20 protein-coding genes and 1 pseudogene are annotated in these 19,641 nt (G+C 70.9%); 5 read left to right on the top strand and 16 right to left on the bottom strand.

The genetic code is table 11. The features are described from left to right. The first annotated feature begins 145 nt into the window (after positions 1-145). Positions 146-916, top strand: coding sequence for a hypothetical protein (locus tag ACFQBR_RS27450; RefSeq protein WP_344181345.1), 771 nt, complete (start codon positions 146-148; stop codon positions 914-916). On the opposite strand, the pseudogene ACFQBR_RS27455 reads toward ACFQBR_RS27450, so the two are convergent. Next, positions 913-1,650, bottom strand: a pseudogene (locus ACFQBR_RS27455) (transposase); the annotation flags it as partial. The gene ACFQBR_RS27450 and the pseudogene ACFQBR_RS27455 overlap by 4 nt on opposite strands. A 132-nt stretch (positions 1,651-1,782) precedes the next feature. Here ACFQBR_RS27455 and ACFQBR_RS27460 point away from each other — a divergent pair. From ACFQBR_RS27460 to ACFQBR_RS27470, 3 genes are all read left to right on the top strand, one after another. After that, the gene (locus ACFQBR_RS27460; RefSeq protein WP_378554795.1) at positions 1,783-2,079 is read left to right on the top strand and encodes a hypothetical protein; all 297 of its coding nucleotides are present in this window, start codon (positions 1,783-1,785) and stop codon (positions 2,077-2,079) included. Continuing rightward, positions 2,079-2,429, top strand: coding sequence for a hypothetical protein (locus ACFQBR_RS27465; RefSeq protein ID WP_344182707.1), 351 nt, complete (start codon positions 2,079-2,081; stop codon positions 2,427-2,429). Before ACFQBR_RS27460 ends, ACFQBR_RS27465 begins: the two co-directional genes overlap by 1 nt. Positions 2,430-2,560: 131 nt before the next feature. Beyond that, the gene (locus ACFQBR_RS27470; RefSeq protein WP_344182705.1) at positions 2,561-3,205 is read left to right on the top strand and encodes a hypothetical protein; all 645 of its coding nucleotides are present in this window, start codon (positions 2,561-2,563) and stop codon (positions 3,203-3,205) included. Here the strand turns inward: ACFQBR_RS27470 and ACFQBR_RS27475 are convergent. The 10 genes from ACFQBR_RS27475 to ACFQBR_RS27520 form a co-directional block, all read right to left on the bottom strand. Further along, positions 3,198-3,923: a GIDE domain-containing protein gene (locus ACFQBR_RS27475; RefSeq protein ID WP_267944779.1), complete on the bottom strand. Its 726-nt coding sequence runs from the start codon at positions 3,921-3,923 to the stop codon at positions 3,198-3,200. The two genes, ACFQBR_RS27470 and ACFQBR_RS27475, sit on opposite strands and share 8 nt — an antisense overlap. Positions 3,924-3,977: 54 nt before the next feature. Then, positions 3,978-4,331, bottom strand: a complete 354-nt coding sequence (gene mnhG / locus ACFQBR_RS27480; protein ID WP_267944780.1) for a monovalent cation/H(+) antiporter subunit G — start codon at positions 4,329-4,331, stop codon at positions 3,978-3,980. After that, the gene (locus ACFQBR_RS27485; RefSeq protein WP_267944781.1) at positions 4,328-4,585 is read right to left on the bottom strand and encodes an MrpF/PhaF family protein; all 258 of its coding nucleotides are present in this window, start codon (positions 4,583-4,585) and stop codon (positions 4,328-4,330) included. Before ACFQBR_RS27485 ends, mnhG begins: the two co-directional genes overlap by 4 nt. Beyond that, positions 4,582-4,962, bottom strand: coding sequence for a Na+/H+ antiporter subunit E (locus tag ACFQBR_RS27490; RefSeq protein ID WP_344182702.1), 381 nt, complete (start codon positions 4,960-4,962; stop codon positions 4,582-4,584). Before ACFQBR_RS27490 ends, ACFQBR_RS27485 begins: the two co-directional genes overlap by 4 nt. Then, a complete protein-coding gene (locus ACFQBR_RS27495) occupies positions 4,959-6,503 on the bottom strand; it encodes a monovalent cation/H+ antiporter subunit D family protein (RefSeq protein ID WP_344182700.1) in 1,545 nt (514 codons plus the stop codon). The genes ACFQBR_RS27490 and ACFQBR_RS27495 overlap by 4 nt, the downstream gene beginning before the upstream one ends. Beyond that, positions 6,500-6,808 (bottom strand): sodium:proton antiporter, encoded by a 309-nt coding sequence (locus ACFQBR_RS27500; protein WP_267944784.1) that lies wholly within the window; start codon positions 6,806-6,808, stop codon positions 6,500-6,502. The genes ACFQBR_RS27495 and ACFQBR_RS27500 overlap by 4 nt, the downstream gene beginning before the upstream one ends. After that, positions 6,805-9,630 carry a DUF4040 family protein gene (locus ACFQBR_RS27505; RefSeq protein WP_344182698.1) on the bottom strand — a complete coding sequence of 942 codons (2,826 nt, stop codon included), beginning with the start codon at positions 9,628-9,630 and terminating at the stop codon, positions 6,805-6,807. The genes ACFQBR_RS27500 and ACFQBR_RS27505 overlap by 4 nt, the downstream gene beginning before the upstream one ends. A 271-nt stretch (positions 9,631-9,901) precedes the next feature. Then, positions 9,902-10,030 carry a hypothetical protein gene (locus ACFQBR_RS27510; protein ID WP_344182696.1) on the bottom strand — a complete coding sequence of 43 codons (129 nt, stop codon included), beginning with the start codon at positions 10,028-10,030 and terminating at the stop codon, positions 9,902-9,904. Positions 10,031-10,406: 376 nt separating this feature from the next. Further along, positions 10,407-11,030, bottom strand: coding sequence for an NADPH-dependent F420 reductase (locus tag ACFQBR_RS27515; RefSeq protein WP_344182694.1), 624 nt, complete (start codon positions 11,028-11,030; stop codon positions 10,407-10,409). A gap of 184 nt (positions 11,031-11,214) precedes the next feature. Continuing rightward, positions 11,215-11,949, bottom strand: a complete 735-nt coding sequence (locus tag ACFQBR_RS27520) for an SDR family NAD(P)-dependent oxidoreductase (protein WP_344182692.1) — start codon at positions 11,947-11,949, stop codon at positions 11,215-11,217. A gap of 138 nt (positions 11,950-12,087) precedes the next feature. Between ACFQBR_RS27520 and ACFQBR_RS27525 the strand changes: the two genes are divergently transcribed. After that, on the top strand, positions 12,088-12,729 hold the full coding sequence (locus ACFQBR_RS27525; protein ID WP_344182690.1) for a TetR/AcrR family transcriptional regulator: 642 nt from the start codon (positions 12,088-12,090) through the stop codon (positions 12,727-12,729). A 417-nt stretch (positions 12,730-13,146) separates the two neighbouring features. On the opposite strand, the gene ACFQBR_RS27530 is transcribed toward ACFQBR_RS27525, so the two are convergent. The 5 genes from ACFQBR_RS27530 to ACFQBR_RS27550 form a co-directional block, all read right to left on the bottom strand. Next, positions 13,147-13,638 (bottom strand): SRPBCC family protein, encoded by a 492-nt coding sequence (locus ACFQBR_RS27530; RefSeq protein ID WP_344182688.1) that lies wholly within the window; start codon positions 13,636-13,638, stop codon positions 13,147-13,149. A gap of 211 nt (positions 13,639-13,849) precedes the next feature. Next, positions 13,850-14,761 carry a MerR family transcriptional regulator gene (locus ACFQBR_RS27535; protein WP_344182686.1) on the bottom strand — a complete coding sequence of 304 codons (912 nt, stop codon included), beginning with the start codon at positions 14,759-14,761 and terminating at the stop codon, positions 13,850-13,852. A 175-nt stretch (positions 14,762-14,936) separates the two neighbouring features. Further along, positions 14,937-15,365, bottom strand: coding sequence for a hypothetical protein (locus ACFQBR_RS27540; protein ID WP_344182684.1), 429 nt, complete (start codon positions 15,363-15,365; stop codon positions 14,937-14,939). A 126-nt stretch (positions 15,366-15,491) separates the two neighbouring features. Further along, on the bottom strand, positions 15,492-15,884 hold the full coding sequence (locus ACFQBR_RS27545) for a hypothetical protein (protein WP_344182682.1): 393 nt from the start codon (positions 15,882-15,884) through the stop codon (positions 15,492-15,494). 49 nt (positions 15,885-15,933) lie between these two features. Beyond that, entirely contained in the window at positions 15,934-19,554 is a 3,621-nt protein-coding gene (locus tag ACFQBR_RS27550; RefSeq protein WP_344182680.1) for a DNA/RNA non-specific endonuclease, read from the bottom strand. Positions 19,555-19,641: the final 87 nt, after the last annotated feature.

Below are 19,641 nucleotides of genomic sequence, written 5' to 3' on the forward strand. Positions count from 1 at the left end.
GACGCCGCCCCGGTTCCGCCGGGCGGCGGAGGGCGCCGTCGCCGCGTGACACGGGAGGCGGACCACGTCTGCCGGTGGGCTCCGCGAAGGAGGGTTGAGTGCGCGTACTCATGCCGCCGCGGGCCCCGGCCCGCACGATGGACCCATGACCTTCCGGCAGAAGCACACCCCCCTCTCCCCCGTCCTCGCCACGGCCCTCGGCGCCGTGGCCGTCATGGTCGCCACCACCGCGTGCGGAACCGCCCAGGCGGTGGAGCCCAGCTCCTCCTCGGAGGAGGCACTCCCCGAACTGAACCCGGACGGCAGCGCGCCCTCCGAGCGCATGTCCCTGGAGGAGGCCGCACCGTTCCTGGAGGCCCAGGGCTACTTCCCCGCCGAGGGCGACCTCAGCGGCTACGAGATCGGATACCTGCCCGACGCCGTGGAGGGCACCCCCTACGACCACGACGTCAGCGCCTGGATGTCCCGGCAGCAGCAAGGGCAGGAGGAGGTCGTCCTGCCCGACGCCGAGGAGGTCGAGCGGTCCTGGCTGCCCGACACCGTGGACGTGGACCACCTCGTCGACGACGACGGCCGGGTCCTTCCCGAGCGCGAGGTGTTCGCCCCCTCCGACGTGTACGTCACGATCCGCCGGCACGCGGACTTCACGGACGTGGACGCCTACCTGGGGCCTGATACCGAGGGCGGCATCCCCCTCGAGGAAGCCCTGCCCGGAGGTGGCATCCGGGAGCTCCCGGACGGCACCGGCCACTACAACGGGGCCGGGGCGCTCTTCTCCCCCGAACCCGGTGTGGTGGTCGAGGTCTCCTACATGGACGACACCGTCATGGACGAGTTCCTGGAGGACCCCGACGGCGCCGTGGAGGGCCACCCCGAGGAGGTCCTGCTGATCGTGGAGGGCATCGGGCCCGCCTAGACGAGTAATTCCAAGGAGTCAGTGGTCGTAGCCGTCAACGAGCGTAGGACCGGCTGGCCGGTGCGGTCGTTGTGCCAGATCACGGCGGTCAGCGCCAAGATGCGCTGGAGCACCCGAGCGATCACCCCGCCCGGAGTGCGCCCACCGTGCCGCTCCAGACCCAACTGGCCCTTGAAGGTCTGATTGATCGACTCGATGACCTGCCGCAACGCCCGGAACAGCTCCGCTCCGGCCCGTGGGCGCTCGCGCCTGCGGGCCAGACACAGCAGCCACAGGCCCGCCCGGGCCAGCGCCTGTTCGACGTCGCGCCCGTAGGAGTTCTTGTCCGCGATCAGCGTCTGCCCCGGGCGTTGGGCGGCCGGGCCGGGGTCGTCGGCGAGTATCCCCAGCAGGGTCGTGCGCTCGTCGGCCTCGGCGCCGGTCAGGGCGAAGGCGGCCGGGAACCCGCTCAGGGTGCACACCAGGTGCAGGCACAGTCCCCAGAAGTAGCGCGTGTGGGAGGCGCAGTACCTGTATTGGGCCCATCCGGCCAGGTCGGAGCGTTTGACGGTCTCGCGGGAGCTGGCGCACTCCACGGGGATGGAGTCCACCACCCACACATCGTCGGTCCACGCGCTGGTGTCGGTGGCCAGGTGGCGGGTCAGGGTGGAGGCCTTGCGCAGGCGTTTGTTGTAGCCGGGCTGTTGGGGCAGGTAGGGGAACTGGTCGCACAGGTGGGTGCGGGCATAGCGCAGCCTCGGAAGCCGATCTCGGGGCGCCTGTTTCGTGCCGGGTGTGATGGAGGCTGGTGTGTCCTGCGTTTTTCGGAGTCGGTTTTCTGGATCCTGGGACCACGTGACCCTTGAAGGAGGGCATCGTGGGACGTCGTGGATACCCCGCCGAGTTCCGCCGCAAGGTCTTGGACCTGGTCCAGGCCGGACGCAGCGTCGCGGACGTGGCACACGATCTGGACATCTCCCGCCGAGACGGTCTATGCCTGGCGGCGCCAGGACCGCATCGACCAAGGCCTGGCCCCGGGCCTGACCAGCACCGAGAAGACCGAGCTGGCCGCGGCCAACAAGCGCATCGCCGAACTGGAGACCGAACTGGCCATCCACCGCCGGGCCAGTGAGCTGCTGGGGAAGGTGGTGCCCCCACAAGACGGTTCGAGGCGATCGCGCTGATGGCCACCGAGGGACATCCGGTCCAGGTCGCCGTCCGGGTCCTGGGGGTGCCCGAGGCGGTCTACGGGCAGGTGCACCGTCTGTTGAGCGCCGACCCCGGGCCCCACGCCGCGCAATTCACCACCGGGGCCTTCGCCAGGTACACCCCCTGGGCGCACGCCTTCCACTCCTGCGGCCAGTTCCTGGCCAACCTCAACGGCCAAGGCCGTCTGGAGCGCGGTCTGCGCGCGGTCGTCGCCCACCACGTGATCTTCCATTGGAACCGGCTCGGTGTGCCGGTGGGCGCTCAATCGGTGCTCTCCCACGCTGCCGCCCGGACGCTCTTCGATCCCGAGTCGGCCGGGCTATGAACCCTCCGGCCTTGCGGTACCTGCCGATGGTGCCGCGCCCCAGGCCGGCGGCGAGGCCGCTGCGTGACCGCCTCGCTGAACTCGACCACGTCCTCGGGTAGGCCCACCAGAGCTCACACGCGCGGGAGGGGATGACGCGCGCCAGCGAGGTGATGAACAAGGCTGCGCTCCTGGCCAGCGACATCGGTGCGCCCGAGCTGGCCGCCGCGTTGTGCTGGCAGCAGTACGCGACCTTCCGGCATGCCGCTCCCCTGACCGTGGCGGCCGCGATCCTGGCGGTGCAACCGCTGGTGAACCTGGGCCGACTCGCCATCCGCACCGGGGACCCCGCCGCGGCCTACACGCTGTTGGCATCGCTCCTCGCGGCCAGCAGCCACGAAGAGGAAATCCAGGTGCTCGGCCGGGCCTGCACTATCGGCGGTCTCGTCGGCTCCGACGCCGACCGGGCCGAGCTGCGTCTGCACCTGTGGGCGGTCCTGCTCGCTGACGGCACCCGCGCGCTGTGTGCCGCCGGCCGGTGGGACGACGCCGTGGAGCATCTGCACCGCTACAACGGCATCGGGAGCAAGCTGTTGGACGGCCGCCAAGTCGCCGTGCTCGCCGCCCTGTACCGTCGCGACTTCGCCACGGCCGCCGACCTGGTGGAGTCGGCCGGCGGCACAGCGCTGTGGGAGCTCGCGGTGGCCTCGTGCTTGACCACGGCGATCAGCGCTGCTGACGGGTTGCTCTGCGGCTCGCCGTGGCTTCGGTTGCGAGAACAGGACCTTCTCAGGTGAGGGCGAGCCACACGAACCCCGCCAGCGACACCGCGAAGGCCAGGGCCGTGAAGAGGATCGTCATCCGCTGGGCGTCCCTGAACTCGGGGGCGGGGCGTGTGGAGACGAGCAGCGTGTCCTCGTCGGTGGAGCGGATCACGGTCCTGCCGTCCCTGCGCGCGACCGTCCCGTGCACCAGCAGCCGGGTCCCCGGGACGATGGCCCACTCCAGGAAGACACGCCCGCTGTCGGGGGCGACGTGTTCGGCGTGCGGGGTCCCGCCACCGCCCCCTTCCCCCGGCTCGAAGGACTCGTGGGTGAGGGGCAGCCGGTCCCCCGCGGCGCGGTCCGGTTCGCACAGCACCGCGCCGGTCCGGTCGCGCAGGGCGAACGGGGTGCGGCTCTGCCTGGAGTAGAGCAGGGTGTGGCGGATCCTCTCGTGGTAGGTGTCGGGGTTGGGGCTGCGGTCCCACACCTCGATGCGGAACCACACGCAGGAGACCCCCGAGTACGGCGCGGTGAGCAGGCCGTCGGGGCCCGTCTCGGCGTTGCCGTCGACCGCGACCTCGTTCCCGGGCGCGGGCAGGTCGCGCAGGGGCGGGGCGTGCGCCTGCTCCAGGGTGCGCAGCCGGGTGTGGGCCCGGTGCGCGAGCCGGAGCAGCAGCCCGGTGACCGCCGTGGCCACGAGGGCGAGGACCTGCAGCGAGGTGCGGACCTCGCCCACCAGCATGTCGTCCATGAGTGTCCTCCCTCCCCCGCCCCGGCGGTGGGCCGCCGGGGCGGGGCGGTCCGGTCAGTCCTGTTCGCTGTGCGGCGCCCGGTCGGCCTCGGCGAGGGCGTCGCGCCGGGTGTGCGGGGCGGCGGGGGTGCCGGCCAGGTAGCCGGCGCGGGCCAGGGCGTTGCCTCCGACGGCCGCGGTGGCCAGCTGCACGAGCAGGGCCAGGCCGATCTTGACGGCGTTCTCCACGGTGGGGAACCACAGCAGGAGTCCGAGCAGGAGCAGCGGTGTGCCCAGCCCGGCCGCGATCGAGACCCCGTGCAGGCGGGCGTAGAAGTCGTCCAGGCGCACCAGGCCCCAGGCTCCGACGGCGAAGACGGCCGCGCCGGCCAGGACGCAGAGGAGGGCGAGTCCTTCGAGGGGGGTCATCGTTTGCCTCCGGAGACGAGTCGGGCCAGGGACAGGGCGGCGAGGAACCCGATGAGGGCGCACACCAGGACGAGGTCGACCACCGCGGCGGAGTCCAGGCGCAGGCCCAGGACGATGACGATGCCGACGAAGCCGAGGAAGACGATGTCGGATCCGGCGGCCCGGTCGGCCTGGTGGGGGCCGGTCAGGATCCGGTGGACGGCGGCCACCATGGCGGCTCCGAGGAGCAGCAGGGCGATGTCGAGCGGGTTCAACGGTGCTCCTCTCCCGCAGTGGTGCGCGGGTGCGTGTCCCGGGGTCGGGTGATGGCCAGCAGGTAGTCCTCCATCTGGCGGATGTCGTCGTGGAAGGCCTGTTCGTCGTCGGTGTACAGGCCGTGGACCCACAGCGTGGGCGGGTCCGTGCGCGTGGCCACCGTGACGGTGCCGGGGGTCAGGGAGACCATGTTGGCGATGGCGGTGATCTCCGTGTCGGTGCGGCAGCGCAGCGGCACCTCCAGGAAGGCGGGCGTCGCCGAGCTGCCGGGGGTGAGGATGTCCCGGGCGACCCGGAACGAGGAGGTCACCACCCGGGTTCCGTAGAAGAAGGGGAACCACGCGATGCGCGCGGTCCTGCGCAGCAGGCCGTTCATCGGTTCGTCACCGCCTCGACGTAGGCAGAGGTGTCCAGCAGGTGGGCGGCGGCCTGTGCGCTCAGGTCGAGCAGGACCTGGGCTCCCAGGCCGACGCACAGGGTGACCGCGGTCAGGGCCACGGTCGGCAGGACCAGTCCGGTCCTGATCCGGGCCGGGGCCCGGGTGGCGGCCGGAGCGGCGGTGGCGGTGGCGGTACCGCCGGCGGCTTCGGGCGCCTGCGCCGGTTCGGGCTCCGGTGCGGGCCCGGCCCCGGGCGGTGGGCCCCAGAAGACCGAGCCCCAGATCTTGAGCATCGACATCAGCGTGATGAGGCTGACGGCGACGGCGATCGCGGCGACGGTCCACTGCCCGGCGTCCAGGGCCGCGGCGACCAGGGTCAGCTTGGCGACGAACCCGGAGAAGGGCGGCAGTCCGGCCAGGGACAGGGCCGCGCCCAGGAAGGCCAGGGCCAGCAGCGGTTGCCCGCGGGCCGCGCCGCGCAGCCGTTCGAGGTCCCCGGTGCCGTGGACGTGCTCGATCGCGCCGGTGGACAGGAACAGGGAGGCCTTGACCACCATGTGGTGGACGAGGTAGAAGATCCCGGCCATGAGGCCGAGCTCGGTGAACAGGGCGACGCCGAGCAGGATGTAGCCGATCTGGCTGACCATGTGGAAGACCAGGATCGAGCGGGTGGTGGTCTCGCCGACCGCGCCCAGGACGCCGACGGCCATGGTCGCGGTGAACACGACCAGGCCGATCCACAGCAGTGAGGCCTCGCCGTCGAAGACGAGGGCGTACAGGCGGTAGATCACGTAGATGGCGACCTTGGTGTGCAGGCCGGAGAACAGGGCGGTCACGGCCGGGGAGGGCGCGGTGTAGGTGCGCACCAGCCATCCGTGCACCGGGACGACGGCGGCCTTGACCGTCATCGCCAGCAGGACCAGGCCCATGGCGACGGCGACCACGGGCGAGTCCTGGGCGGCGCCGGCGAGTTCGCCCAGGTGGACGGTTCCGGCGGTGCCGTACACCAGGGCGACGCCGGCGAGGAAGACGGTGGAGGTGAGCAGGTTGGCGGTGACGTAGGTGCGTCCGCCGCGCAGGCCGTGCAGGGTTCCGGCGATGGCCATCAGCCCGTAGGAGGGCAGCAGCATCACCTCGACGAAGACGAACAGGTTGAACAGGTCGGCGGTGAGCAGCGCCCCGTAGACGCCGGCCGAGAGCACCAGGACCAGCGGGGCGAAGAAGCGGCGTTCGGCCTCGCCGGTGGCGATGGCGAAGGCCGAGCACACCAGGACGAGCAGGGCCGTGGTGGTGACCATCAGGGCGCTGAAGGTGTCGGCGACGAACGGGATGGCCACCCCGGCGGGCCACAGGCCCACCTGGTGGGCGTACACCTGTCCGTCCCGGGTGGCCGCGAGCAGGGCCAGTCCGGCGGCGAGCGCGCCGGCGCTGGTGCCCAGGAGCAGGAACCGGGCGAGCCGTCCGGTGGGCAGGACGGTCAGCAGGGCGGCGCCGAGCAGGGGCGCCGCGACCAGGAGCGGGAGGAGCACGGTGTTCATGAGGCGTCCTCGGTGTCGTCGCCCTTGCCGGTGGCGGCGAGGGTGAGCATGTAGATGGTGATGGAGAAGGCGATGACGATGGCGGTCAGGACGAACGCCTGCGGGAGCGGGTCGGCCAGGGCTTCCCCGCCTCCACCGGCGAGGAGGGGCGCCTCCCTTCGGGAGACACCGCCGGCGGACATCAGCAGGAGGTTGACGCCGTGGCTGAGCAGGACGAAGCCCAGGACGATGCGGACCATGCCGCGTTGCAGGACGAGGTAGACGGCTCCGGCGATCAGGACGCCGATGGTGATGGCCAGGGTCATCGGGTGCCTCCGGTGGCCGTGTCGTGTCGTTCGGGAACGGCTGTGCGTTCGGGCGCGGCGCCGGTGCGCGGCAGGCCCAGCTGGTTGAGGGCGGTCAGGATCACGCCGACCACGGCCAGGTAGACGCCGACGTCGAAGACGAGCGCGCTGGTGAAGTGGTAGTGGCCGCCCCACGGCAGCGGGATGTCCGCGTGCAGGGGCCGCAGGAAGGAGCCGTCGGCGAGGCCGAGCAGCCCGGAGGCCACGGCGGTGACCACCCCGGCGGCGATGAAGACCGGGTAGGCCAGGCGGATGCGCGCCACGGAGGCGCTGGGCGCCACCAGGTAGGCCAGGGCGAAGGCCGAGCCGCCGACCAGTCCGCCGATGAACCCGCCTCCGGGCGCGTTGTGTCCGCGCAGGAGCAGGTAGGCGGACCAGACCAGGAGCAGCGGGATCAGCACGCGGGCGACGGTGCGCATGATGACGGTGTTGGCGTCGGCGTCCCGGACCGGATTGGTGCGGGCCACTGTCGGCTGGGGCCCGCCGTTGGCGGTGAGCCCCGAGGAGTGCAGGACGGCGATGATGATGAGCCCGGCCACGCCCAGGACGGTGAGCTCGCCCAGGGTGTCCAGGGCCCGGTAGTCGACCAGGATGGTGTTGACGACGTTGGTGCCGCCGGTGTCGGCGGGCGCGTTCTCCAACAGGTGGGTACTCACCGCCGAGGGTTCCCGGCGTCCGGTGAGCAGGTAGGCGCCCAGCCCCGCGGCCGTGCCTGCGGCGACGGCGATCAGCGCGGTGGCGGCGGTGCGCGAGGGTCGGGCGCGGTGGAACCGGGCCGGCAGCCGGCGCAGGACCAGGACGGCCACGACCACGGTCAGGATCTCCACCAGGAGCTGGGTGAGGGCCACGTCGACGGCGCCCAGGAACAGGAACCAGAGGGCGACGGCGAACCCCGCGACACCGGTCAGGGCCAGGGCCGCCAGCCGGGACCGGGTCACCACGGCGGTGAGCACCGAGACGGCCACGAGGGCGACCATCATCCAGTCGAGGGGCCGGGAGGTCCCGTCCACCGGCGTCCCGTAGTCCGGGCCCAGGACGGCCACCGCGGCGGCGAACACGATGATCAGGACGAACGGCACGGCCAGGTGCCGGGCCGGTGCGTCGCTGCGGGTCGGGTCGCCGGTGCGCGCGCCCAGGGCGATGAGCCCGGCGTGGACGCGCTCGAAGACGCCCGTGCCCGTCACCGGGAGCCGCAGCCGGGAGGACGCGGGGTCCCGCACGGTGGCGCCCCAGGCCACGAGGGCCCCGAGGAGCAGGGCGGCCGCCGACATCGCCAGGGCCGGGTTGACGCCGTGCCACAGCGCCAGGTGCGCCTGCGCCTGTTCGCCTGTGGCGTCGGCCGCGGCGCGTTCGGCCATGGGGTTCAGCAGCGGCGCCGCCGGGCCCAGGGCCAGGCCGGCCAGTGCGGCTACGGCCGGGGCGGCCAGGAAGAGGGCGCCCGCCTCCCGGGGACGGTCCGGACCGGGGTGGCGCACCCGGGCTCCGCCGAAGGTCCCGTACACGAACCGGAAGGCGTAGGCGACGGTCAGCGCCGCGGCCAGAACCGCCGCGACGGCGGCGAGCGGGCCGAGCCAGGCGGGGCCGGGCGTGTGCAGCAGGGCCTCGAAGAGGTTCTCCTTGCTGACGAACCCCAGCAGGGGCGGCACCCCCGCCATGGACAGCGCGGCCAGCGCGCTGACCGTCGCGGTCACGGGCATGGCACGCCGGAGGCCGCCGAGTTCGCGCAGGTCCCGGGTCCCGGTCTGGTGGTCGACGACGCCGACCGCCATGAACAGCGTCGCCTTGAACAGGGCGTGGGCCAGGGTGTGGACGGCGGCGGCGATGAGCGCCTGGGTGGTGCCCACGCCGATGACGGCGATGAGGAAGCCGAGCTGGCTGACGGTGGAGTAGGCGGTCAGCTTCTTGAGGTCGTGGCTGCGCAGGGCGAGCGCTGCTCCCAGGAGGGCGGTGGCCAGGCCCGTGACGATCAGGGTGGTGCCCCACACGGCCGTGTCGGCGAAGGCCGGGGAGAACCGCATCGCCAGGTAGACGCCGGCCTTGACCATGGCGGCGGCGTGCAGGTAGGCGCTGACCGGGGTACTGGCGGCCATGGCGTCGGGGAGCCAGTAGTGGAAGGGGAACTGGGCGGACTTGGTGAACACCGCGACGATGACCAGCACCGCGACCGCGGTGGTGAAGCCGGTGTCCTGGGTCCAGGACAGGTCGCCCAGGATGGTGCTGAGCCGGGTGGTGCCGGTGCGCACCCACAGCAGCACGACCGCCGCGAGCAGGGCGAGTCCGCCCAGTGCGGTGAGCAGGAAGGTGCGCACCGCGGGCCGGGACGCCGAGGGGCCCGACAGGCCGATCAGGTAGAAGGAGCAGATCGTGGTCAGCTCCCAGAAGACGAACAGCAGGACGATGTCGTCGGCCAGCACCAACCCCGTCATCGCCAGGGCGAAGGCGCTCATCAGCACGTAGAAACCGGTGCGGCGCCCGGGCGGGAAGTAGCGGGCGGAGTAGGCCGTGACGAGCGCGCCCACGCCCAGGACCAGGACGCAGAACAGCCAGGCCAGGCCGTCCATGCGCAGGGACAGCCCGATGCCCAGGGCGGGCATCCAGGGCAGGGAGGCCTCCAGCGCCGGGCCCCCGTCCCAGAGGTCGGGGCCGCGGGCCAGGACGGCGGCGGTGAGCAGCGCGAGCACCGCGGCCAGGGGCCACCCGGTGGCACGGCCCAGCAGGCGGTCGAGCACGGGAACGGACAGTACGGTCACTGTGAGTACAGCAAGGAGGAGGAGCAGCGGCACGCCGCGTCCTTTCACGGTTCCTCGCCGGTCCCCGGGCATGCTGGCGCACACCGGGGGGCGGTCGTGCCCACGGGCACGGGACCACCGGCGATCAGGGAGCGAGGATGGTGTGGGGCACTCCGGGAGTGCCGCGCGCACGACCGGGACGGGGCAGGCCCGTCCTACCCGCTACGGGTGTGTGCTGCCCGGGTACGCCGAAGCGGCCCGTGCGCGCACGTGCGGCGGGAGAGGTCGTTGCGTGAAAGAGAGAGCCCTCTGGCGAGGGAACGGGTCAGCTGCGTCCGGGCGGGCAGGCGCTGAGCTCACCGTGGGCGTTGGTGCCCCACGAGGTGGAGTAGCCGTTGGTGCCCAGGGGGCGGGGGTTGCGGACCGAGATCTTGTGGCGCTCGGCGAAGCGCATCCGCCCGGTGGCTGCGAGGGAGGGCCGCGCGCAGAGGGGCGGCCGAGAGGAACGACGGCTCGGCGAGGACGACGTGAACGGGGAAGGCGACGACTGCACGGCCAACTCCCCTCCCGTCTTACGCAAAACCGACAACGGCACAGACCCTACCAGCTGCTGTTCCGTGAAAAGGGGCGGGGTGCCCCACGACACACCCGCGCCTCCGGGAGGACGCCCCGTCCGGCGGATCCGGTCCGTAGGGGTACCGGGGTCGGGGTCGCGGCGGCTCCACGCGCGAGGGCCCGGCCGCGGCGGGAGCTGCGGCCCGGGGCGGACGTCCTCGAAGACGCCCGCCCCGGGCCTCGAGCCTGTGCGCCGACTGCTCGGCCCCGGGGGCTCAGCCGGTGGATTCGTCGGCGCCGAGGGCGAAGTCCCAGTGGCCGACCCCGTTGCCGGCGAGGCCCACCGTGACCACGCCCATTCCTTCCAGCCAGTGCGCCATTCTCAGGCCGCCGACGTCCAGCGGGCGCAACCCGAGGCTCTCGACGAATACCGCCACGTCCGCCTTGGCCTGCGCGTCGTCGCCCGCGATGAAGACGTCGGGCCGACCCTTCTCCAGGACATTGCGGAAGATGGTGTTGAATGCCTTCACCACGCCGGCGCCGGCCGGGGCCACCCTGGCGACCTCCTGCGCGATCGAGGTCTCCTCGCTGTGGGCCAGGCCGTCGAACGTGGCGTTGAAGGGGTTGCTGATGTCTACGATGACCTTGTCCGCGAGGGCGTCTCCGTACTCGGTGACGACCGGGACGACACCGTCGTACAGCAGGGCCGTGATGACGATGTCCCCGGCCGGGACGGCGCCCCACTCGCCCGTCGTCGCGCCGCCGCCCAGGGCCTCGGCCAGGTCGTCGGCCTTGGACTGATCGCGTCCCATGACCTCGACGGTGTTGCCGCCCGCCACCGCGAGCGTGCCGATGGTGCGGGCCATGTTCCCCGTACCGATGAGGGTGATGCTGCTCATGAGGTGTGCTCTCTTCTTGTTCTCGAGGTGTCGCCCTGTCTCGTACGGGCGGTGTCCGTGCATCGTCGGCAGCACGTGAAGGCGGTGCCCGCGCGGCACTTCGCCGTGTTGCGGATGTCCGCGTTCGGGACCGGTTCGTCGTGGAGACCGGGTTGTCGCGGCCGCGGCATTTCCGGTGTGCGGTTCACAGGGCGGTGGTGCCGCCGTCGGTGACCAGTTCCAGGCCGTTGACGTAGCTGGAGTCGTCGGAGGCGAGGAACAGGGCGACGGTGGCGATTTCCTCGGGGCGGCCCATCTCTCCGCGTGGGATGAGGGACTCGAATGCGGCCCTGGCCGCCTCGTCGAACAGCTCTTCCTGTTTGGCGGTGGCGACCTGGCCGGGGGTCAGGACGTTGACCCGGATCCTGCGGTCGCGCAGTTCGTTGAGCCAGACGCGGGCCCAGGCCTGCTGGACGGCCTTGCTTCCCGCGTAGAGGCTCCAGCCGGGGAAGGCGCCGAGGGAGGCGTTGGATCCGGTCATGAGGATCGAGCCGTTGTCGTTGATCAGCGGCAGTGCCTTCTGCACGGTGAACAGGGTGCCGCGCGCGTTGAGCCAGAAGGCGCGGTGGAACTGTTCCTCGGTGATCTCCCCGAGGACGGCGGACTCCCCCGTCCCGGCGCTGGCCCACAGCACGTCGATCGAGCCCTTTTCCCGCTTGACGGTGTCGTACAAGCGGTCCAGGTCGTCCAGTTCGGCCGCGTCACCCCGGACGGCGGTGACGTTGCGGCCGATCAGCTCGACGGCCTCGTCCAGTACTTCCTGCCGCCGGGCCTGGATGAAGACGTGCGCGCCTTCCTCGACGAACAGTTTGGCGCCCTCCAGTGCCATGCCGGTGGACCCGCCGGTGATCACCGCTACCTTGCCATCGAGCTTTCCCACGATCACTCCGTTGCATTGACGGCTATCCGGAACAGTTCGACCCTTAAGTACACCAAGCTGTGTACGTAACGTAGCCCAATGCCGGACGGAGCACAAGCTATGTAGACCGGTCCGTACCGAACGGCCTATGCTGGAGACATGACGGAGTTGGAGAAGGGCCCCCAGGGCCGGCGCCGCGGCAGGGGCGCACGCGAGCGCATCCTCAGCGCGTCACAGCAGCTGTTCCGCGATCAGGGCATCAACCGCACCGGCATGGACCAGCTCTCCGCCGTCGCCCAAGTGTCCAAGCGCACGGCGTACCAGCACTTCACCAGCAAGGACGAACTCGTCGCCGAATATCTGCGCGGATTCGATCCCGACGTCATGCCCGGAGTGTTCGACCGCACCGACCTCACACCCCGCGAGCGACTCCTCGCCGCCTTCGAGATGCCCGCGTCCACTCCCCTGTGCCCCTACATCGCGGCGGCCGTCGAACTCCACGACCCCCAGCACCCCGCGTCCCAGTACGCACGCGACTACAAGGCCGCCATCGCCGCGCGGCTCACCGAAACCGCCCGCGAAGCCGGCGCCGCCGACCCCGAACAACTCGGCGAACAGCTCGCGCTGCTCATCGACGGCGCCTCGACCCGCACCCGGGTCCTCGACAGCGACTCCTTCCCCACCGCCGCTGCCATCGCCGCCGTCCTCATCGACAACGCCATCCCTGCGTCGTCTCCCCGGCAGCCCGGGGAGGACCGCGGAACCGCCGGGACTGCTCCCGTTCCGGCGAGAGAGCGATGACGGCCCGGTCACGCCTCGACGGCCGGAAGACGGCGTCGGGTCCGGCGCGGCCGGAGCGGTAGCTCCCGGGGCTCGGGGGTGGGGAGCGGGTCGCGAGATCTGGCCGCGGCCATCCGTACGCACCGTCGAACCGGAGCCTTTTCCCCTCGTTCGGACGTGTTGACGGGCAGGGCTTCCCGCTCGTCGGACGAGACCGGGCTACAGGATGCGGCCGGACGGATCGATGGCGGACTAGCACGCGAAGCTCCCGGCGGACCGGTGAGGTGGTCGTGGACCCGTCCACCAGGGGCTTTCTTCCTGTCTGCCGCCGGGGGCGCCGGCCCGACCACCACCCGTCGGGGCGGAGGGGGTCCAGCGGTCGGCCCGCCGTCGCGTCGGCCGTTCCGCACCCCTCGGAAGACGAACGCCGACCGTCGATCAGCCCTTCGCCTCGCGGACGTCCTTTCCCTGCTCGGCGAAGGCTTTGAAGTCCTGCATGTGCTGGTGCGACTGCTTGCGGAAGGCACCGGGCATCAGGAACCCCACCAGCCGCATCATCACACCGCTGAACCGGTACTCGTTCTCGCTCTCCCAGAGGGTCGCCTCCGGACCGGCTTCGGTCAGCCGGTCGCGCACCGCGCTCCACATGCCCTCGCCGACGATCTCGCGGTCGAAGTGAACGACCTGCTCTTTCGGGATCCCGCGCAGGTTGGCCGGTTCCCGGCGCGTGATGGTCTCGGTGCACTCCATCTTCTGCTTTCCCGCCTGCATCACGACCCGCGAGGTGGTACCGACCTGCCCGTGCACCCCGCTCAGCGGCTCGTGCAGTACCAGGCCCCGCAGCCACTTCGACATGTGTGCCGGGTCCGCGAGCAGCTGTGCCACCCTCTCCCGCGGTAGGGCGACCTCGATCGAGACGGTGTACTTCATGGCCGAGCACTCCGGTTCCCGAGTGGTGTGGCATGCATGTGCAGCCTCACCTCATGGTATTCAGCCACGCCATGTGCCCGACGTGTGAACGACTCCCCCGGTCCGCGTGGTCATGGCGCCTCTCGCCCTGTCAGCGGAGGGCGAGGGCGCGGGAACCGGCGCGGGGCAGGGGGCCGTCCGGCCGCTTCCACGACACGGCCTGGGCCGTGTTCTAGGTGGCGGGCGAGTCTTGGACGGACAGTTCCAGGGCCAGTTCCATACAGCGCCATTGGGCCGGGGAGACGTCGTAGGGCATCTTGCGGACGGCTTCGACCGCGCTCATGGAGCCGGCCTCCCGCCTGCCGGAGCCGAGGCCGGCCTCGTCCTCGCCGTCATCGGCGGGAAGGGGGTGCAACGTGTCCCAGGCGTCGAAGAGGGCATCGTCCTCTTTCTCCAGGCCGGTCTCCTCGATGACGGTATGCAGGGCGCTTTCGAAGGCGTGCCGTTCGGCGGCCACGTGAGCCACCCGCGGATCGTCCACGGCGACACTGTCGTCGAGTGCCTCCTCGGCGCCATCGATGCGGTCGGACTCCTCCCGCAGAGCGGGATGCGTGGCCAGGGCGATGAAGCGGGTGGCCTGGACGGCCGCGCCGAGCGGGCCGAAGATCCGCTCGGTGACCAGCAGAGTGTCCAGGTCCGCCTGGCGCAGGGAGCCCTCGGGCAGGCTCTTGAGACGGTCGGTGACGAAGTCGGAGAGCAGGCCCATCCGGCTGCCTTCGGTGCGCATCCGCTGCACGGCGGTCCGTTGCCGCCCCAATTCCGCCTCCTGCTCGGCGAGGGTCTCCTCCAACCTCTCCAGGATGCCCGGGATACCGTCCCCGCTGCCGGCGCCGGCGGAAGCCGTGCCGGTGGTGAAGGCGTCACGGATGTCGTCCAGGGCGATCCCGGCGTCGGCCATCTTGCGAATCCACAGCAGGCGGATCATGTCCTCGTACCCGTAGCGGCGGCGGTCATCGCTGCCCCGCTCGGGCTCGGGGAGCAGCCCGATCTCGTGGTAGTGACGGATCGCCCGCGGCGTGGTGCCGGCGAAGGCCGCCGCGTCACCGATCTTGACCTGGCGGGGCGGCATGAAGGACGAATGCATGGGCAGGGACCTTTCCTCGAGGGATCGGGACGTGAGACCACCAGACCACATACCGCTACGGAAGGTGCAACCCGCAACGGCTCCGGCACCGACCACTGCCGATCAGAAGGATCCCCTCGCCCCACGTCTTGGTCATCACCGTGCAGGGCGCGCATACCCGAACCTCGAACAGGCCCTAGCCCTGCGCCTGGGCGATCTTCTCCCTGAGCCAGTCGGAGAGCGCGTCGTCGTCCCGGGGGAACTTGGCCAGCTCGAAGACATAGCTGTCCGGCGACGGAGGAATCGGGTGGACCCCCAGATCCCTGTCGTAATGGAATTCCGCCTTGAACTTCTCCGGACGGGTCACCAGGATCGACATGGCGAGCCATGTCCCCTTGCCCTCCTCGTACATCTCACTCTTGAGGAACTTGGCCTTCTTGTCGACAGGGCGCGGGTGGTCATTCCTCTCCGTTTTCCCGCTCTCGAAGGTCACGAGGTTCTCCATGGCCGCAACGCCCCCGATGTACTCATACCTGTAATTCATCGAGGTCCAGCCGCCCGGGGCGGCCTCGACCAGCTCAAGAGCCATGGCGCGCACCAACTCCTGCTGCCGGACAAGATCCATCGAACTTCCTTCCACTAATTCCTCGGTGACTGCGTGGTCATGGCGTCTGCCGCCCTGTCAGCGAAGGACGAGGGCGCGCCGGGGCCGACGCGGGGCAGGGGAATCCAGCCGCTTCCAGGACACGCCCTAGCCCTGGGCCTGGGCGATCTTCTCCCTGAGCCAGTCGGAGAGCGCGTCGTCGTCCCGGGGGAACTTGGCCAGCTCGAAGACATAGCTGTCCGGCGACGGAGGAATCGGATGGACCCCCAGCTCCCTGTCGTAATGGAATTCCGCCTTGAACTTCTCCGGACGGGTCACCAGAATCGACATGGCCAGCCATGTCCCCTTGCCCTCCTCGTACATCTCGCCCTTGAGGAACTTGGCCTTCTGGCTGACGGAATACGGGTGACGCTTCCTCTTCGTCTCTCCGCTCTCGAAGGTCACGAGGTTCTCCATGGCCGCAACGCCCCCGATGTACTCATACCTGTAATTCATCGAGGTCCAGCCGTTCGGGGCGGCCTCGACCAGCTCAAGAGCCATGGCGCGCACCAACTCCTGCTGCTGGACAAGACCATCGAACTTCCTTCCACTAATTCCTCGGTGACCGTGTGGGGTGGTTGTCATATTCCAACCTCGTCTGCTTCACGCCATTAAGCCGCCAGTCTACCACGATTTCCGAAGGCGGAGCCCCCAGAGTATTCATTTCCGTGGGACGGTCATTGTCATACCGATTCGCATAGCTATTGAGGTTGTCCTGCCTCGCCTGGAATTCATCCCGGTCGAAATCCGGAAGCGAGTCGTCGTGTTCGAGTTCCACCCGGAACGTGATCGAGGGATTGTCGCCGGCGAGGTCGCGCCAGTGGTCGACGAGCGCCGGCTTCCCGCCCGGCTGGCCCTCCGCGTACTCGGTGCTGTACGCCCGGCCCAGGCGCCCGTCGTCCCCGGAGAGGATCCCGTTCCAGAGGTATTCGAGGCGCCCCCAGTTCTGGAGGAAGGTCGCACCCCCACCGGTGTGGTTCAGGGATTTGAGCATGGGGATGATGTTGATGCGCTCCCCGGGGCCGGCGAAGAGGTTGCTCGCGACGACGTGCCCGCCCTGCCAGGTGGAAGTGTCGTAGACGTACTCCGCGTCGTCGCGCGCGTTGTACTCCTCGAAGTAGTTCCTGCCCTCATGGCCGATGGCGGTCTGCTCGTTGTTGCGCGACTCCCTCCCCGGCCTGAGCTCGCCTTCGATGGAGACCGTCCTGGACTTGGCGTCGGTCTCGTAGACGAGCTGCCCGCCCGTCCTGGGGCTGTCGACGTAGTACGTGGCGTTCGGCCTGGGGTAGACGAGTTCGGGGTTGCCCTGCGTGTCCGTCCCGGCCCGGGTCTCGACGTGGGTGATCCTGCCGTCGGAGTCGGTGATGAAGACCCCCCGGCCCTCCACGCGGTAGAGGGTGTCGGGATCCAGGTGGGCCTCGGCCCCGTTCGACCCTGTTCCGAACCGCTGATTCTCCCCGGGAAAACGCGGGTCCCCCGCGTCGATCCTCTGGGTGTGCTCGAAGGAGGGCCGGTTCGCCGCGCCGTCGTAGGGGTTGCGGTCACGCCACCAGTCCAGCGCCGAGTCGACGTACCCGTCCAGGTTGGACAGGTCGTCGGAGATCCGGAAGTCGGGGTCGGGTGAGGGGATGCCCCACTTCTCCCACAGGTTGAAGGCGTTGGGACCGCCCTCCCGGGGCGCGATGTCGTGCGCGCCGTTCCGGTCTGGGTCCGGCGTGTAGGTGTCGTCGCTCCACAGCTGCGGATCGCGCGAACGGTACGGGACGCCCTCGTCCATCAGCCGGGCCTCGACGTACTCGTGCATGACCAGGCGGCGGAAGTGGGCCGCCTCAGAGGCGTCCAGGGTGCCCGCCTCGGCCTTGCGCCACAGGTCGGCGACGTGGTCCATGGGAGCGAACCGGCCGCTGCGCTGGGTCGTCCCGTCCGGCGGGACCGGGACGTCCGGGTGCTCGCGGAAGAACAGGTGCTGCTTGATCTCGTCGAGGACGTCCGAGTCGAAGCCGGTGTTCTCGGAGATCCGGTCGACGTCGCCGTCGTTGGCGCGGATCTCGTTGTAGCGCTCCAGGGCCTCGGCGCTCTCCGGCACGTCGATGTACCGGTTGCCCTCGGCGTCGATGTAGGTGCCGGTCTCGTCCCGGCGCCCCACCTCGATGTGGTCGCCCTGGCTGTCGAAGAAGCCCGGCCCCTCCTCCAGGTTGGCCGAGGGGTTGTTGTCGCCCTCGGACCCTCCGGCCCGCTGGACGTGCTCCGGGCGCTCCCCGTCCGGGCCGTCGGCGCCGTCGGTGCGGTCCGGGGCGAGGTCGCCGTCCGGGGTGAGGTCGCCGTCCGGACGCTCCGGCAGGCCGCCGCCGTCCGCGCCGTGGTGGCCGCGGTCCGACCCGTCGGACCCGCCGTTGCCGCCCCGTCCCGACCCGGTGTCCGCGTCCACCACGGTCGTGCCGCCCCGCGGGCCGTCCAGCCCCGTGGCACCGTCCACGCTGTTGTCGAACGTGCCGTCGTCGCGGGCGTCGATCTCGTTGCCCGCGCTGTCGACCTCGACCCTCTCGTGGTCGGCCTCGAAGCGGTCCACAGGCGTGTCGTCGAGCGCGGCCGCGTCGTCGGGCACCTGGGAGGCGACCCAGCGGTTCTGCTCCCCGTCCAGCCCCTCCGCCAGGTCGCGGCGCGACTCCGGGTCCACGCCGTCCAGGAAGTCCGCGCCCGCGTCGAGCTGGTCGGCGGTCGGGTCGACGGTCTCCTCGGAGCCGGAGTCCCCGTTCCGGCGGTTGTCGTTCTCCGGCTCCGGATCCGTGTTCGTGTTCGTCGTCCCGCGCGGCACGGACCCCGTGTCCCCGGCGGGCTCGGTGTCGGACCCCGTGTCGCCGTCGGAGCCGTCGCCCGTGGTGCGCCGCCCGTCGCCGTCCGGGAGGTCCGGGGTGCCGGCGGCGTTGAGCCGCTCCAGCGCGTCGGTCATCCGCCCGAGGTCCGCGGGGCTGAGGTCCAGGTCGGCCAGGTCGCTCAGGTCCACCGGGGTGATGGACCCGTCGCCGAACCGGGGCACCCGGGCCAGCACCGACGGGTCGATGCCTCCGGGGAACTCCGACAGGTCCGGCACGTCCGGGGTGCGGCTGCCGCCGACCGCGTTGACGATGTTGGCGCCGCGCCAGGCCATGAGCGGCACTCCCACGACCGCGCCGACACCGGTGGCGGTGAGCAGCGCGCCGCCCACCGTCGCGCCGATGTTGAGGGCCGCCGTGCCGATGACGTACCAGGGCCGCTCGCCCCACTCCTCCCACGGCACGACCGCGTGGGCCGCATCCTTCCAGGCGTTGCCCGCGGTCTCCCAGGAGAAGCCCCACTCGCCGTTCTCGTCCTTGCCGACGCCCACCAGCGCGCCCAGGCCCTCGACGGTGCCGCCCCAGTACTCCCAGAGGTTGTCGCCCCAGTTCCCGGCGAACCACCCGTCCGGGCCGTGCGCGCCGACCATCCCGCCGACGTCCTCGGCGATGCCCACGAAGAAGTCGCCGACGGCGTCGCCGACGTCGTTGTACCAGGCATGGTCGGTCGCCTGCGGCGCCCCCCACTCCATGGCGATGCCCTCGAGGGGCGCGTCGAACCCGTACACGAACTCGCCGTCGCCCGCCGTGACCGACCCGTCGGCCCTCTGGGCGATGAACGTGGTGCCGCCGAACAGCCCGGTGATGGCGTTGGCGCAGGTCCGCTCCGCCTCCTCGAACTCGTGCATCAGGCCCGCGGCCCGGTCGAGGAGGTCGTTGTGCTTGGTGACGTTCTCGCTCTCCTCCTTCCACCAGAGGAAGCCGCTGCCCTCGTCCCAGTCCTCCTTGTTCCCGTAGTCGATGCTGCTGAGGAACGCGTAGGAGTCGGTCTTGAGGGTGGCCCAGCGTGCCTTGATGTCGCGGACCTTCTCGGCGAAGTCGATGAGCGCCCCGGAGGCGCTGGACAGCGCGCCGGACACGTCCTCGGCGTCGCCGGTGAGCGGGTTGAGGACGGTGAAGAGGTCCTGGTCCTCGGGGGCGGTGTAGATGCCCTGCAGCCCGCCCCAGGCGCCGGTGATGTCGGCGGTGGTGTCGGTGAGGTCGGTGCCGTCGGTCTTCAGCTTCGCGGCCACGGCGTCGAGGGCGTACGTGAGGGTCTCGGGGACGGGAAAGCCGCTCGGATCGATCAGGTCGGACAAGGGGGACCACCGTTACCAGTGCCGGGGGAAGGTCGCGGGCGGTGCGGGGCCGCGGTGCTTCCCGGGTTCCGTACATGTCTGCGCGGG

The organism is Nocardiopsis tropica (assembly GCF_042660575.1).
Classification (GTDB): domain Bacteria; phylum Actinomycetota; class Actinomycetes; order Streptosporangiales; family Streptosporangiaceae; genus Nocardiopsis; species Nocardiopsis tropica.

What these genes read in the sequence shown, in the direction of transcription:
- ACFQBR_RS27450 (WP_344181345.1), top strand. Translation starts at nt 146, where the DNA reads ATGACCTTCCGGCAGAAGCACACCCCCCTCTCCCCCGTCCTCGCCACG.
- ACFQBR_RS27465 (WP_344182707.1), top strand. Translation starts at nt 2,079, where the DNA reads ATGGCCACCGAGGGACATCCGGTCCAGGTCGCCGTCCGGGTCCTGGGG.
- ACFQBR_RS27470 (WP_344182705.1), top strand. Translation starts at nt 2,561, where the DNA reads ATGACGCGCGCCAGCGAGGTGATGAACAAGGCTGCGCTCCTGGCCAGC.
- ACFQBR_RS27475 (WP_267944779.1), bottom strand. Translation starts at nt 3,923, where the DNA reads ATGGACGACATGCTGGTGGGCGAGGTCCGCACCTCGCTGCAGGTCCTC.
- mnhG (WP_267944780.1), bottom strand. Translation starts at nt 4,331, where the DNA reads ATGACCCCCCTCGAAGGACTCGCCCTCCTCTGCGTCCTGGCCGGCGCG.
- ACFQBR_RS27490 (WP_344182702.1), bottom strand. Translation starts at nt 4,962, where the DNA reads ATGAACGGCCTGCTGCGCAGGACCGCGCGCATCGCGTGGTTCCCCTTC.
- ACFQBR_RS27495 (WP_344182700.1), bottom strand. Translation starts at nt 6,503, where the DNA reads ATGAACACCGTGCTCCTCCCGCTCCTGGTCGCGGCGCCCCTGCTCGGC.
- ACFQBR_RS27500 (WP_267944784.1), bottom strand. Translation starts at nt 6,808, where the DNA reads ATGACCCTGGCCATCACCATCGGCGTCCTGATCGCCGGAGCCGTCTAC.
- ACFQBR_RS27510 (WP_344182696.1), bottom strand. Translation starts at nt 10,030, where the DNA reads ATGCGCTTCGCCGAGCGCCACAAGATCTCGGTCCGCAACCCCCGCCCC.
- ACFQBR_RS27515 (WP_344182694.1), bottom strand. Translation starts at nt 11,030, where the DNA reads ATGAGCAGCATCACCCTCATCGGTACGGGGAACATGGCCCGCACCATC.
- ACFQBR_RS27525 (WP_344182690.1), top strand. Translation starts at nt 12,088, where the DNA reads ATGACGGAGTTGGAGAAGGGCCCCCAGGGCCGGCGCCGCGGCAGGGGC.
- ACFQBR_RS27530 (WP_344182688.1), bottom strand. Translation starts at nt 13,638, where the DNA reads ATGAAGTACACCGTCTCGATCGAGGTCGCCCTACCGCGGGAGAGGGTG.
- ACFQBR_RS27535 (WP_344182686.1), bottom strand. Translation starts at nt 14,761, where the DNA reads ATGCATTCGTCCTTCATGCCGCCCCGCCAGGTCAAGATCGGTGACGCG.
- ACFQBR_RS27540 (WP_344182684.1), bottom strand. Translation starts at nt 15,365, where the DNA reads ATGGATCTTGTCCGGCAGCAGGAGTTGGTGCGCGCCATGGCTCTTGAG.
- ACFQBR_RS27545 (WP_344182682.1), bottom strand. Translation starts at nt 15,884, where the DNA reads ATGGCTCTTGAGCTGGTCGAGGCCGCCCCGAACGGCTGGACCTCGATG.